A 12,432-nucleotide genomic window follows, 5' to 3' on the forward strand; every position below is an offset into this window, starting at 1 on the left:
GCAAAACGTTGGTGCAGTAGGCGAGGTGCACCAACGTCCCGTCAGCGTGCCGGAATCCCATCGTCCACCCCGCCTCTCAGGATCGAGTTGCCGGCGAAGGCGGGCTCGGGGCTCTCTCCGGACAGCTCCAGGCGCCCGCTCTGACGGTAGAAGTCCACCGGGTTGCGCCAGAGCACCCGGTCCACCTCGTCCTCGCCGAACCCGGCCGCCAGCAGGTGCAGGCCCGTGGCGCGGGTCTTCAGCGGGTCGCTGCGGCCCCAGTCGGCGGCGGAGTTCACCAGCATCCTGGCCGTCCCGTGCTCGCGCAGGACGACCGCCATCCGCCGCTCGCTCATCTTGGTGTCGGGGTAGATCGAGAACCCCATCCAGCAGCCGGAGTCGGCCACCATGCGGACGGTCAGCTCGTTGAGGTGGTCGACGACCACGCGCTCGGGCGGGACACCCGACTCCCTGATCACGTCGAGGGTGCGGCGCGTGCCCTCGACCTTGTCGCGGTGCGGCGTGTGGACCAGCACCGGCAGCTCGAACTCGGCGGCCAGCTCCAGCTGCGCCGCGAACGCCGTGTCCTCCTCCGGCGTCATGGAGTCGTAGCCGACCTCGCCGACGGCGACCACCCGGTCCTTGCCCAGGTAGCGGGGCAGCACGTCGAGGACGGGACGGCAGCGGGGGTCGTTGGCCTCCTTGGGGTTGAGCGCGATCGCGCAGTGGTGGGCGATGCCGAACTGGCCGGCCCGGTAACGCTCCCAGCCGATCAGCGCGTCGAAGTAGTCGACGAAGCTGCCCACGTTCGTGCGCGGCTGGCCGAGCCAGAAGGCCGGCTCGACGAGGGCCCGCACCCCGGCGGCCGCCATCCTCTCGTAGTCATCGGTCGTCCGTGACGTCATGTGGATGTGCGGATCGAAGATACGCATCAAGGCTCCCTGAGGCCTCGGGAAAGCGGTCGATGTACTCGCGGACGTCTTCGGGCACGTCCCGCCCGGCGACCGTCCGCTCCGCGGCGAACCCGGCCAGGTCGCGGGCCAGCTCGCCGTCTCCCCTGCGCTGCAGGCCCGCGACGCGCGCCAGCGGCACGCCGGCGAACACGCACTTGAGCACCCCGTGCCGGTAGGCGTCGTCCGGCAGGTACGCGGCCCCGTACAGGCCGAGCGCCGTCTCGGCGAGGCGGGGGTCGTTGGTGCGCAGCGCGTCGTGGACCATCGGCAGGCCGTGCTCGCCGACGAGGACCAGGTCCAGCGCGCGCAGCACGGCCCGCTTCTCGGCGGTGTCGCCGTCGCGGTAGAGCCGTTCCATGTCGCCGGCCAGCGCTTGACCGGTGGCCGGGAGCGCGGTGACGAGCAGGGCGCGCGTCGCGTCCTCGACCAGCCAGCCGGTCTCGCCCAGCGGCCCGCGGCCCCAGCGCCGCCCGGCAGCCGGGAAGAGCGTCCGGATGGCCTCGGGCCGCCGCCGTACCTCCGCCATGGCCGCGCGCACGGCGGCCGCGGCGGGAACGGCCGCCAGCAACTCCGCCGGCGTCACCAGCCGCCGCTCCCGGCCGGGGTCCGGCGGGTCCGCCCGGGTCACGGGACGCCTGCCGGGGTGTGCGCCCGCAGGAACGCCAGCGACCTGCGGGCCACGTCGACCGCCGCGTGCGAGTGCCTGGGCAGCTCGACCGAGACCAGCCCGCCGTAACCGCCGTCGCTCAGCGCCGCGAGCACCGGCCCGAACTCGATCTCCCCCTCGCCGAACTCCAGATGCTCGTGCACGCCACGGCGCATGTCCTCGATCTGCACGTTCACCAGGTACGGCGCGGCGGCACGCACGCATTCGGGCACCGGCCGCGGCTCCAGGCACCGGCAGTGCCCGATGTCCAGCGTCAGGCCGAACTCCTCGGGCCCGCCCAGCCTGGCCCGCAACTCCAGGTAACGCTCCAGCGTGTCGACGAACATGCCCGGCTCGGGCTCGAAGCCGAGGCGCACGCCGCGCCGCCCGGCCTCCTCGACGACCTCGGCGCACGCGTCCTGGAGCCGCCGCCACGCCTCGTCGTCCCCCATGCCCTGGGGCGGGACGCCGCTCCAGAACGACATCGCCTCGGCGCCCAGGTCGGCGGCGACCGCGACGGCCCGCTTGAGCAGGTCCACCCGCCGCCCGTCCTCGAACAACGTGGGCCGGTGCTTGCGCCAGGGGTTCAGCAGGTAGCGCGCGCCGGTCTCGACCACCCGGTCCAGCCCGAGCCGGTCGAGCCGGGCCGCGACCCGGGCGACCTCGGCCGCCAGCCCGGGGGCGAACGGGTCCAGGTGGTGGTGGTCGAGCGTGATGGCCACACCGTCGTAGCCGAGGTCGGCCAGCACGGTGAGCGCGTCGTCGAGCCGGTGGTTGTCGAACCCGTTGGTGCCGTATCCGAACCTCATGTGGTCGACACCCGTGCGGACAGGCGCTTGGCCAGCGGGTGGGCGACCGCGACGGCCAGCGCGGCCCGCGGCCGGCGGACGGCCCCCGCCGCCGTCGCCCCGGCCAGCACGTCGCCGGGGACCGTCAGCGCCGCGGGCGCCCGCACCAGCTCCACGAGCGCCCTCACAGGCCCTCCGCCCAGGCGTGCAGCCTCGCGTACTGCTCCGCGAGGGAGTGCTGGTCGGTGGCCACCGGGTCCTTGAAGAAGAAGCCCAGCTCGGCGATCGCCCCGGAGCGGCCCGCGCGGCCCGCCGCCGCCATGAGCCTGGCCAGGTCCAGCACCAGCGGCGCGGCCAGCGCCGAGTCGCACCCCTGCCAGGTGAACTGGAGCGTCATGCCCGCCCCCAGGAACCCCTCGAACGCGACGTGGTCCCAGGCCGTCTTCCACTCCCCCAGCCCGGGGACGTAGTCGATGTGTGTCACGCCGTCCACGGGGTGGCCGAACGTCTCGCCGAGCAGGCGGGACTTGGAGCCGGTCTTGCTGCTGGCCGGGCCCGCGGCCGCGAGCGTGGCCCCATCGCCGCCGCCCAGCAGGTTGCTGCCCGACCACGAGCGCACCCGGAGCGCCCGCTGGACGAACATGGGCGCGAGCGCCGACCTGACCAGCGTCTCGCCGGTCTTGGCGTCGCTGCCCGCGTACGGCGCCCCGGCCTGCTCGGCGAGCTCCTGCAGCGCGGGCAGCCGGCCGCCGGGCGAGGGCGTGAAGTCCACGTACGGATGTCCCGCGCCGAGCGCCGCGTAGGCGTAGACGGAGCTGGGCGGCAGCACGTCCGGCCCGCCCGCCAGGGCCGCCCGGAGCTCGGCGAGCGAGGCGTGCGCGGGATGCGCGACCGCCGGCGGCTCGGTCGACGCGAGGTTGACCACGACGACCCGTTCGAGGCGGTTGCGTTCCCGGAAGAGGGCGATGTCGGCGGCCAGCCCGGCCGCGGCCTGCGCCTGCCCGCCCGCGTGCCCGTGCCCGCCGTACCCCGGCCTGATCCGGGACTCGGCGCGTTCGAGCGGCTCGCGTACCGGTTCGAGGAGGCGGCCGGGCAGCACGCCCGCGCCCGCCAGCTCCTCCGCCCGCTTCACCAGGGGGACGGTGCCCAGGTCGTGGCCGCCGAAGACCAGCTCCCCCACGTCGGGCAGGCCGAGCCCGGCGAAGCCGGGCAGCTCGGTGACCAGGCCCACCGGATCGGTGAGCCCGGCCTGCAGGGCGGCGGCGCCCACGATCGTGGTCGTCGCCACCGACCCGCGGGCGCCGATCAGCCAGACGCCGGTGCTCACTGGCGCCCTGCCCGGTCCAGCAGTTCCCGCGCGGCCCGCACCTCGGCGCCCATCGGCCGGTCGGCGTCCAGCGGCGGCGAGATCTCCGCGAGCTCGGCCCAGACCCCCTCGGGCCGCTCGCCGGTCATCACCGCGAGCTGGGCGACGCCCAGGCCCAGCGAGGCGACCGTGAGCCAGGCCAGTTCGAGCGCGTCGGAGACGCCGTTGGCGCCGTTGAGCGCCATGGGGACGTGGTCCTGGTTCCAGCCGTTGGTCGGCAGCGTGGTGAGCGAGGCCGGGTAGACCAGCTGCCTGATCCTGGAGACGAACGAGGTGGCACTGATCTGCACGCCGGCCAGCCCGCAGCCGCGGCCGGCCCGCGGGGTGAGCATCATCGGCAGGTCGCCGTTGGTGGCCGGGTTGAGGAGCAGGTTGAGCTGCCGTTCGGCGAGGTAGGCGGCCATGTGGACGGCGAGCCCGATCTGGTCGGAGGCCAGGCCCACCGGCATGGCGTGGAAGTTGCCGCCGTGCATGACCTGGTCGTCGAACGTGATCGGGTTGTCCTGGCAGCCGCCGGCCTCCCTGGCGAGCACGTCCCCCGCGGCCGTGAGCTGGTCGAGCACCGCGCCGAGCACCTGCGGGGCGCAGCGCAGGCTGTAAGGCTCCTGAAGCGGCCTGCGCTCGTCGCGGGTCAGGCCGGCGGGCAGCTCGCGCCTGATCCACCGGGCCGCGGTGAGCTGCCCGGCCTGGCCCCTGGCGAAGGCGTGGGCGTCCTCGTAGTGCTCGGGGTTGGCGCGCAGGAGCGTGGCCAGCCGCCCGGTGAGCATCGCACCCGCTTTGACCAGGCGCAGGGCGGACTGCTGGTTGAGAATGGAGACCGCGAGGCTGGCGCCGGTGCCGTTGACGAAGGCCAGCGCTTCGCGTACGGGCCACTCGAACGGCTCGGTGCCGAGAGAGGCGAGCACCTCCGTGGCCGGGCGCCGCTGCCATTGCCCTTCGCCGTCGCGCCGCCACGCCTCCCCGAACCCGGTGAAGGTCAGCGCCGCGTGGGCCAGGGGCTGCAGGTCGCCGCTGGCGCTGACAGTGCCGTCCCTGGGGATCACCGGCGCGTAGCCGGCGTTCCACAGGTCGGCCAGGGTCTGCCAGAAATCGGGCGAGACGGCCGAATATCCCTTGCGCATGCTGTTCAGGCGCAGCCAGAGGATCAGCCGGGAGACGTCAGGCGCCAGCGGCGCGCCCTGCCCGGTGCCCAGGTGGGAGATCAGCGAGCTGCCCTGCTCCATCTCCGACTCGGCCGAGTACAGCACCAGCGGGCCGAAGCCCTGGGTGAGCCCGTAGATGGGCTTCTGCTCGGCGAGGTGCTTGGCGATGGTCGCCGCGCTGGCCTCCATGCGTTCCACGTCGACCGCGGTGCAGGGCTCGATCGTGGCGTCCCAGGCGGCGCTGCTGACGATCTCGGCCAGGCGGTCGGAGCCGGTGGTCTCGCTGTCGGGTCTGTCGTCGATCAGTGTCACGTCGCTACCTCTGCGTCGATGGGTGATGCGGGGTCGATAGGTGCCGCGGGGTCGATGGGTGCTGTGGGAAGGTGCCGCAGCTTGCCCAGCTCGGACCGTTCGATCCGGGGTACGGCATGCACGCGCCGGGGCCGCACGCCCAGCCGGGCGAAGGCCGTGGACAGGTCGAGGCCGGCCAGCTCCGTGCCGGGCCTGAGCACGACCAGCAGGTCCAGGTGCTCGCCGATCATCCGGTCGGTGACCGGCACGACGGCCAGGTCGGCGCAGTCGAGGACGCCGCGGAGCGTGTGCTCCGCCTGGTCCAGGTTGATCCGGCGGCCGTTGACCTTGACCAGGCGGCTGCGGCGCCCGGCCAGCAGGAACGTGCGGTCGCCGATCACCCGCACGTGATCGTCGGCCTCCCAGAGGGGAGGCGGCTGCCCGCCCGGCCGGTAGGCCAGACGGGGGCTGGTGACGGTGAGCGGGGCCTCCTCGCTGGTGGTGGGGCCGGCGAAGGTCACGTCGCGGAAGAGCGACCACGCGGGCGGCTCGCCCTCCCGCCAGCGCCGGGTGGCGATGCCGCCGGCCTCGGTCGAGCCCATGACCTCGACGACCATCGCCTTGTCCGGGCCCGCGGCCTTCAGGAACTGCCCGGCGGTGTCGGGCAGCATGGCGCCGCCGTACAGGACGGTGACGTGGTCCAGTTCGCGGACCCACGGCATGTGCTGCAGCAGGAGCGTGAAGATCCACGGGGTGGCGACCACGACGACCCGCCGCCGGCCCGTGTCCGGCATCGCGCCGAAGAAACTCGGCCGGTACCACGCGGGCACGCCGAGCCTGGCGGGCACGAGGACACTCGTCAACGCCCCGTACAGGTGGACGGTGGGCACGAAGGAGACGACCGCCTCCGGCTGTTCCTGCTCGACCAGCTCGGCGAGCAGGCCGGCCTCGTACCAGACCTTCTCCCTGGTACGCCGCCAGGTCTGGCTCGGCCCGGTGCTGCCCGAGGTGTGGAAGTCGATCTCCGGGGGCAGCGAGTCCAGCACCAGCGCGCCGGGGTCGGCGCCGTGTTCCTCCCAGCGCACGCTCCACGCCCGCTCGGCCAGCTCGGGCGCGGCGAAGTCGTGGGACAGCAGTGTCGCCGGGGTCAGATCCTGGTTTTCCACGCAAGGCTCCTCACCCTGGTCCCGCCAGCGGGACAGCGTCTGTCAGCCCAGCGTCTGGGCGATTTCCATGAGGTAGCAGCCGTACTCGGAGCTCTTCATCCCGGCGCCGAGCCGGTGGCAGGTGTCCGCGTCGATGTAGCCCATCCGCAGGGCGATCTCCTCCAGACAGGCCACCCGCACGCCCTGCCGCTTCTCGATGACCTGCACGTACTGGCTGGCGGCCAGCAGCGAGTCGTGGGTGCCGGTGTCGAGCCAGGTGAAGCCGCGGCCGAGCCGGATCAGCTGGGCCCGGCCCTGCTTGAGGTACGCCTGGTTCACGTCGGTGATCTCCAGCTCGCCCCGGTCGGACGGCGACAGCCCCTTGGCGATCTCCACCACGTCCGAGTCGTAGAAGTAGAGCCCGGTGATCGCGTTGTCGGAACGCGGTCGCAGTGGTTTCTCCTCGATCGACACCAAGGCGCCGTTGCTGTCGGTCTCGCCGATGCCGTACCGCTCGGGGTCCGAGACGGGGTAGCCGAAGAGCACGCAGCCGTCGAGCCGGTCGCGGCAGGCGCGCAGGATCCTGGGGAAGCCGGCGCCGTGGAAGAAGTTGTCCCCGAGGATCAGCGCCACCTGGTCGTCCCCGACGTGGTCGGCGCCGATGAGGAACGCCTCCGCGATGCCCCGCGGCTCCAGCTGCTCGGCGTAGGTGATGTTCAGCCCGATGTGGGAGCCGTCGTTCAGCAGGTTCCGCAGTCCGGGCAGGCTGTCGGGGGTGGAGATCACCAGGATGTCGCGCAGTCCGGCCAGCATCAGCACGGAGAGCGGGTAGTAGATCACCGGTTTGTTGTAGATGCCCAGCAGTTGCTTGGACGTGCCGAATGTAAGGGGATACATCCGTGTGCCGCTGCCACCGGCAAGTACGATTCCCTTCATCATTTCGTCCGTTCTTCGGTTTCGCCGATTCGCTGATTTCGCCGGAAGACTAATCACACGGCGGGCGTGGGCGCCAAACACTGGGAAATGGCATTGATTTCGCGCGGGCGGCATTGTCCGCCGGGGACCCGCGGGCGCGGCGGATCAGGCACGCGCGGGAAAGGGCGCGGTGGAGGGGGGGGGGGGGGGGGGGGGGGGGGGGGGGGGGCGGGCGGGGCGCCCCCCCCCCCCCCCCCCCCCCCCCCCCCCCCGATTCTCCGGGGGTCAGCCGCGGGCGGGCGCCATGATCTCGGCGGTGGTCGCCGGCTGGTCGCCGATCACTTCCGCGGCGATGTTCTCCAGCGACTCGACCATCCAGTTGGCCAGGTCGCTGTTCTGCAGGCGAGCGGCGAGCTTCCAGCGTTCGAGCTGCTCGCGGGAGGCCAGCTGCACGTTGACGTCCACGGCGGCCTTGGCGGCCGCCTCGCCGCCCGACCGCCGGCCCGTGGAGCGGCCTTCGAGCTCCGGGGCGCCCTCGGCCATCCGCGCGATCCTGGTCGCGCCGCGCAGCTCCCTGCGCAGCCGGTTACGCGACCAGCCGTTCTGCTCGGCGCGGCGCAGCCACAGGTCCTGCTCCTCCTCCGGGAGCGCGGCCACCTCCGCGTGGTGGGCGAAGCTCAGCTTGTCCCGGCGCCTGGTCAGGCTGAAGCGGCGCGCGACCCAGGCGTAGTTGCGCAGCGTCTGGTAGTCGAGCGAGGTCTGCTCGATGGCCATCCGGTAACGGTCCGCATAGGCCTGCTCGCCATAGATGAGCCAATCTCCCAGCCACCACGCGGAGGAGTCGCAAATGAGCGAGATTTGCTTGCCGATGCGCTCCCAGATGGGGTATGAGAGCTGATTAGGAAATTGGAGGCCAGTTCTTCTCGTGACGACGGATCGGTCCAGTCCGAGCCGCTGGCGGGGCTCGGCCGGCCCGCTGCCGTCATTCTTCGCTAAGCCGTTCACTGAGCGGGCATTCATCATGCACCTCCGTTTGCCCCGACACCTGGTAAAGGAGAGATCAGGGACTTCGGTTTTCTTCGAGCGCCCTCCGGGTGGCGACGGTTCGTCGGCGTCCCCAGAAGGGTTGCGGCACTACGGAAAGGTGGCTCCGCAGTGACTTGACTGTGCGCATCAGAGAGTCGGGGAGCGGCCACGGCTGGTCGAGCGGCCGCAGGTAGAGCACCAGCGAAGCGATCATCGCCAGTGCGAAGCTGCCAAGGCCCATGAGCAGGGCGATCGACACGTGCAGGAGCACACCCGCCCCCAGCAGGTACGGCCTGGCCGCGCGCCGCGCGAACAGCCCGAACACCAGGGCGAACTCGACGGCCACGGCCCCCCACGTCAGGATCGTGACCCCGGCGGCGTCGGCGAGCACGGGCCGTAGCAGCGGCGCCGCCCAGCCGGGCGCGCCGAACAGCGGATCGCTCAGCCAGTAGTACATGGCCGTGCCGTTCGCCCATTCCTCCCGGCCGAGCTTGGCCATGGAGGCCTGGAGATAGATGCCGGCGACCTGGACCCGGATGACCACGAGCGCCGACCAGGCGACGAGCGAGGCGGTGACGTCGCCCACCGGGCGCGTGCGCTGCCAGTGCCAGGCCCGCCCGTCGGTCAGGGCGATGGGCAGCAGCAACAGTGTCAGCACGGCGGCCACTTGGTCGCCGCCGTCGGGGATGGTGGACGAGGCCTGGAAGCTCACCGTCGCCCACCAGTGCGGCAGCGCGGTCAGGCGCGGCCGCCAGCCGGAGGCGGCCACCAGCAGGACGACGATCGCGATCCGGTGCGCCCAGGCGGGCTCGGCGACGCAGAACAGCCCGTAGGCGGCCGCGCCGTCGCAGTAGGGGAAGCCGGGGTCGCCCGCGGCCGGGCGGAAGAGTGTCGAGGTCTCGCTGGCCAGCAGCGTGACGAGGGTGCTGAGGGCGATCAGGGTCCTGGCCAGCCCGTACACGTTGGTCCAGGGGCTCGTCTCGGCGACGGCCCGTACGGACGCCCCGAGTCTGCTCAGCATGCGACCTCCAGTCGCACGGCCGAGATCGGCATCCGGGTGGTGCCCGCCGCGTCCGCCCAGGCCCACGGAAGGGGTTCCTGCTTGGTCAGCGCCAGCTCGCCGCAGAGCAGCGGCTCGGGCGCGGGATTCCTGATCGGTACGGGTGCTCCGGCCACGTCCAGGCACTGGGCCGGTACTCCGGCCGCGCATTTCGACCAGCGTTCGGCCGGCACGGCAGCGGTGAGAACGCCGAGGTCGACGGCCTGAGCACGGGAGCGGCGGTCGAGGCCCCACAGGTTGCGGGCCTCGGAGTGCGGACCGAGCAGCGCCGGCTGCCAGGTACCGTCCGCGCCGCGCCGCCAGGCGAGCTCGCGAGGCGTCCGCGCGGACTTGGTGAAGAACGCCCACCCCTGGGGGGCGATCAGCCGGGCCTGGTCGGTCACCGAACGCTGGGCGGGCAGCTCGACCGCCGTGGTCGGCAGCTGGCCGATCACCGTGTAGCCGATCACCACGGCCCAGCCGAGACCGAGGGCCACAGCCGTCGCGCCGAGGCGGCTGTTGGAGCTCACCTGGCCAGTTGCTCCGCCACGTCGTCGGCCCATCGCTCCTGGGCGAGCTCGCTGCTGCCCGGGTCGGGGCCGTGCCAGTACTTGTTCTTGTTGACGACGACGTGGGACTGCTTCATGACCGTCCTGTCCACGACGATGAAGGCGCCTTGGGGACTGTTCGCCCCTCCGGTGCCCCCGGTGGAGGCACGGGCCGCCAGCTGACCGGCGGCGTCGGAGGCCCGGCTGACCCGGATCCGGTCCCCGCTGGTGATGTCCGTCTTGAAGGTGGCGAAGAAGTTGGGATCCAGGTGCTGCATCCGCGCGGTGAGGTCCCGCGCCTCCCCCGGCGTCCAGCGGACGCCCGAGTGTGGACCCTTGAGGTCGGGGAACGCCTGCGCCACCGGTCCCTGGTCCAAAAAGAGCCCCATGAACAGCTCTTCCCCGCCGAATTCCGGTGGTCGTGAGGCGGCCCCCGCGGTGGAGGCGGTGGAGGCGACACTCAGGGCAAGGATGGTTCCGACGATCGCAGGTCGCATGCCAACTCCAAGTCAGTGACCGTCTCGATCCGACTCGAGTTGTTATATAACTACTCGAATAATCTTGTAAATAGGGACTAACCTTGACGGCATGCGCCGTCGTCTCACCCCCCACACGGCCAGGCCTCTGGCCAGGAGCCACGCATGCGCTTGAGCATCGATCCGAGCTCTGCGGAACCTTTGTTCGACCAGATCGCCAACGGACTGAGATACGCCCTGGCAACGGGAGTACTCGGCCCCGGTGATCGGCTGCCGCCCGCCAAGGATCTGGCGAATGACCTCGGGGTGAATCTTCACACCGTGCTGCGGGCGTACGCGCTGCTCAGGGACGAGGGGCTGCTGGAGGTCCGCAGGGGAAAAGGCACGGTCGTGGTCGCGCACTCACCGGGAACGGGGGATCCCAGATTGGCACGGTCCGCGGCTCATCTCGCCATGGAGGCACACCGCGTCGGCATCTCGGAAAGGGAGCTGATCGATCTGGTGGTTCTGGCCTTCCGAAACCATCTGCCCTATGGCAGGATCTCGGACCGGTGATGACCATTTCTTGTCACGGAAGCGGATAGCACAATGGGGTCACGCTTCGTGCGGATCGTGATACTCATCCCGGCCCTCTCTCACCTGGCGGCGATCGCGGTCCCGTTCGCGTTACAGCACCGCTTGCCCGACCCGGTGGCCGTTCATTTCGTCGACGGACGCCCGGACGCGTCGGCGCCCCTGTGGGCCACGATCATGGAGGACCTGGCGCTCGGCAGCCTCGGCTGGTTGATCCTCGGCCTGGTCGCCTGGTTGCGGCCCATCGGATCCATCGGGCGCAGGTCCGGCGCCGGCGGCGCCCTGGGCGTGGTCGTCCTGCTCGACATGGCCGTGATCATGGGGACGGTGGCGAGCAACCTGGACGCCGAGATCTGGCAGGAGGCCTACTCCCCCTCCTACGCGTCGACCGTCGTGATCGGCTCGGCCGTGGTCGCCATGCTCTTCGGCGCCCTGGCCGTCAGCCCGCTGGTCCGCTCCGCCGACGACGGCGACGTCCTGCCCGAAGACCCCGTCACCGGTCCCCCGCGCACGGGGCAGACCGTCTGGCTGGGCAGCGCGCGCAATCCCGCCTTCTACCGCAAGACCCTGGCCGCCACCTGCATCATGGTCGTGCTGGCCGTGGTGGGCACCTGGTGGATGGCCGTGCCGGCGCTCCTCTCGCTGCTGACGCTCCACCTGTGGTCCGGGGTCATCGCGGTCTTCAACGGGCGCACCCTCGCCGTACGCGGGCGCCTGCCGTTCATGCCCAACCGGCGCATCAGCCTGTCGCGCATCGAGACCGCGGAGGTGGTCCAGGTCAATCCGCGCGAATGGGGCTGGGGTTGGCGCTTGCGCAGCCTGCGCAAGCACTCCGTCGTCATCAGAAAGGGCGAGGGTCTCCTGGTGGCGCTGCGCGACGGCGGCGAGTTCGTCGTGACGGTGGACGACGCGGCGCTGGGCGCCGAGGAGATCAGGCGCGCGCTGCGCGCCGAGACCGCCGTCGACGGCCGCAGCCCCGCCAGGGGCAACGGTCCGGCCCTCCCCCCTGCCACCGGCGGCGGCCCGGCCCGCCCTCCCGCGGGCGGCGGCCCGGCCCTGCCACCCGCCACGACCTGAGGCGCGGCCCTCCCACTCGGCACGACCTGAGGCGCGGCCCTCGCGGCGCCCGTCACCTGGCCCACCTGCCGGACGTTCCGGAAGGTCCCGCGCAGGTGGTCACCGTCGGCGCCGACGAGCAGCACGCCGCCCATCTCCCCGGCGAGCGGCACGCCCGCCCCCGGCACGAAGACGTCGGGAAGGCGCCGGGCGCGAGGGCGGCCAGGGGCCGTTCGTGCCCCTGGCCGGCATATCCCCGATCCGGGAACCGGCCCGCCGCCACGAAATAGAGCTCCTCCTCGGTGCGGCAGAATTCCCCGACGGCCGGCACCAAGGGCACGGCCACCGCCGCGCCAATCGGCGACAAATCCTTCCAGGCGCGGGGCGCGTATGCGCCGACCGGCGTCAACCGGCCATTCTCGAGCACGCTCAAGCGGAGCTCCATTTCTGGTTCATAGCATTCGGCGGGTCCCGCTGGCGAGACATTCA

General features: G+C 72.0%; 15 protein-coding genes. 2 read left to right on the forward strand and 13 right to left on the reverse strand.

The genetic code is table 11. The features are described 5' to 3' along the window. Positions 1-41 precede the first annotated feature (41 nt). From ACIHFD_RS29725 to ACIHFD_RS29780, 12 genes are all read right to left on the reverse strand, one after another. Positions 42-911, reverse strand: coding sequence for a TatD family hydrolase (locus tag ACIHFD_RS29725; RefSeq protein WP_397369685.1), 870 nt, complete (start codon positions 909-911; stop codon positions 42-44). Next, positions 862-1,560, reverse strand: coding sequence for an EboA domain-containing protein (locus ACIHFD_RS29730; protein ID WP_397369686.1), 699 nt, complete (start codon positions 1,558-1,560; stop codon positions 862-864). The genes ACIHFD_RS29725 and ACIHFD_RS29730 overlap by 50 nt, the downstream gene beginning before the upstream one ends. Then, positions 1,557-2,387 carry a sugar phosphate isomerase/epimerase family protein gene (locus tag ACIHFD_RS29735; RefSeq protein ID WP_397369687.1) on the reverse strand — a complete coding sequence of 277 codons (831 nt, stop codon included), beginning with the start codon at positions 2,385-2,387 and terminating at the stop codon, positions 1,557-1,559. The genes ACIHFD_RS29730 and ACIHFD_RS29735 overlap by 4 nt, the downstream gene beginning before the upstream one ends. After that, the gene (locus tag ACIHFD_RS29740; protein ID WP_397369688.1) at positions 2,384-2,554 is read right to left on the reverse strand and encodes a hypothetical protein; all 171 of its coding nucleotides are present in this window, start codon (positions 2,552-2,554) and stop codon (positions 2,384-2,386) included. Before ACIHFD_RS29740 ends, ACIHFD_RS29735 begins: the two co-directional genes overlap by 4 nt. Then, on the reverse strand, positions 2,551-3,693 hold the full coding sequence (locus ACIHFD_RS29745) for an inositol-3-phosphate synthase (RefSeq protein WP_397369689.1): 1,143 nt from the start codon (positions 3,691-3,693) through the stop codon (positions 2,551-2,553). The genes ACIHFD_RS29740 and ACIHFD_RS29745 overlap by 4 nt, the downstream gene beginning before the upstream one ends. Next, positions 3,690-5,186, reverse strand: coding sequence for an aromatic amino acid lyase (locus ACIHFD_RS29750; RefSeq protein ID WP_397369690.1), 1,497 nt, complete (start codon positions 5,184-5,186; stop codon positions 3,690-3,692). Before ACIHFD_RS29750 ends, ACIHFD_RS29745 begins: the two co-directional genes overlap by 4 nt. Next, on the reverse strand, positions 5,183-6,331 hold the full coding sequence (locus tag ACIHFD_RS29755) for an AMP-binding protein (RefSeq protein WP_397369691.1): 1,149 nt from the start codon (positions 6,329-6,331) through the stop codon (positions 5,183-5,185). The genes ACIHFD_RS29750 and ACIHFD_RS29755 overlap by 4 nt, the downstream gene beginning before the upstream one ends. A 42-nt stretch (positions 6,332-6,373) precedes the next feature. Continuing rightward, positions 6,374-7,246, reverse strand: coding sequence for a glucose-1-phosphate thymidylyltransferase RfbA (gene rfbA / locus ACIHFD_RS29760; RefSeq protein WP_397369820.1), 873 nt, complete (start codon positions 7,244-7,246; stop codon positions 6,374-6,376). Positions 7,247-7,510: 264 nt separating this feature from the next. Beyond that, entirely contained in the window at positions 7,511-8,248 is a 738-nt protein-coding gene (locus tag ACIHFD_RS29765; RefSeq protein WP_397369692.1) for an LmbU family transcriptional regulator, read from the reverse strand. Between the two features lie 37 nt (positions 8,249-8,285). Then, positions 8,286-9,272, reverse strand: coding sequence for a sporulation-delaying protein SdpB family protein (locus ACIHFD_RS29770; protein ID WP_397369693.1), 987 nt, complete (start codon positions 9,270-9,272; stop codon positions 8,286-8,288). Further along, positions 9,266-9,820: an SdpA family antimicrobial peptide system protein gene (locus ACIHFD_RS29775; RefSeq protein ID WP_397369695.1), complete on the reverse strand. Its 555-nt coding sequence runs from the start codon at positions 9,818-9,820 to the stop codon at positions 9,266-9,268. Before ACIHFD_RS29775 ends, ACIHFD_RS29770 begins: the two co-directional genes overlap by 7 nt. Further along, positions 9,817-10,335, reverse strand: coding sequence for a hypothetical protein (locus tag ACIHFD_RS29780; RefSeq protein WP_397369696.1), 519 nt, complete (start codon positions 10,333-10,335; stop codon positions 9,817-9,819). Before ACIHFD_RS29780 ends, ACIHFD_RS29775 begins: the two co-directional genes overlap by 4 nt. Positions 10,336-10,479: 144 nt before the next feature. On the opposite strand from ACIHFD_RS29780, the gene ACIHFD_RS29785 reads away from it, so the two are divergent. Both ACIHFD_RS29785 and ACIHFD_RS29790 read left to right on the forward strand, forming a co-directional pair. Next, a complete protein-coding gene (locus tag ACIHFD_RS29785) occupies positions 10,480-10,869 on the forward strand; it encodes a GntR family transcriptional regulator (protein ID WP_397369697.1) in 390 nt (129 codons plus the stop codon). A gap of 48 nt (positions 10,870-10,917) precedes the next feature. Continuing rightward, positions 10,918-11,964 (forward strand): hypothetical protein, encoded by a 1,047-nt coding sequence (locus ACIHFD_RS29790; RefSeq protein WP_397369698.1) that lies wholly within the window; start codon positions 10,918-10,920, stop codon positions 11,962-11,964. A 52-nt stretch (positions 11,965-12,016) separates the two neighbouring features. Here ACIHFD_RS29790 and ACIHFD_RS29795 read toward each other — a convergent pair whose 3' ends face one another. Continuing rightward, on the reverse strand, positions 12,017-12,376 hold the full coding sequence (locus tag ACIHFD_RS29795) for a hypothetical protein (RefSeq protein WP_397369699.1): 360 nt from the start codon (positions 12,374-12,376) through the stop codon (positions 12,017-12,019). Between the last annotated feature and the right edge of the window lie 56 nt (positions 12,377-12,432).

It is taken from the genome of Nonomuraea sp. NPDC051941 (genome assembly GCF_044593615.1).

Excerpts from the sequence above, each read along its gene's own strand:
- ACIHFD_RS29725 (WP_397369685.1), bottom strand. The coding sequence starts at position 911 with ATGCGTATCTTCGATCCGCACATCCACATGACGTCACGGACGACCGAT.
- ACIHFD_RS29735 (WP_397369687.1), bottom strand. The coding sequence starts at position 2,387 with ATGAGGTTCGGATACGGCACCAACGGGTTCGACAACCACCGGCTCGAC.
- rfbA (WP_397369820.1), bottom strand. The coding sequence starts at position 7,246 with ATGAAGGGAATCGTACTTGCCGGTGGCAGCGGCACACGGATGTATCCC.
- ACIHFD_RS29765 (WP_397369692.1), bottom strand. The coding sequence starts at position 8,248 with ATGATGAATGCCCGCTCAGTGAACGGCTTAGCGAAGAATGACGGCAGC.
- ACIHFD_RS29770 (WP_397369693.1), bottom strand. The coding sequence starts at position 9,272 with ATGCTGAGCAGACTCGGGGCGTCCGTACGGGCCGTCGCCGAGACGAGC.
- ACIHFD_RS29780 (WP_397369696.1), bottom strand. The coding sequence starts at position 10,335 with ATGCGACCTGCGATCGTCGGAACCATCCTTGCCCTGAGTGTCGCCTCC.
- ACIHFD_RS29785 (WP_397369697.1), top strand. The coding sequence starts at position 10,480 with ATGCGCTTGAGCATCGATCCGAGCTCTGCGGAACCTTTGTTCGACCAG.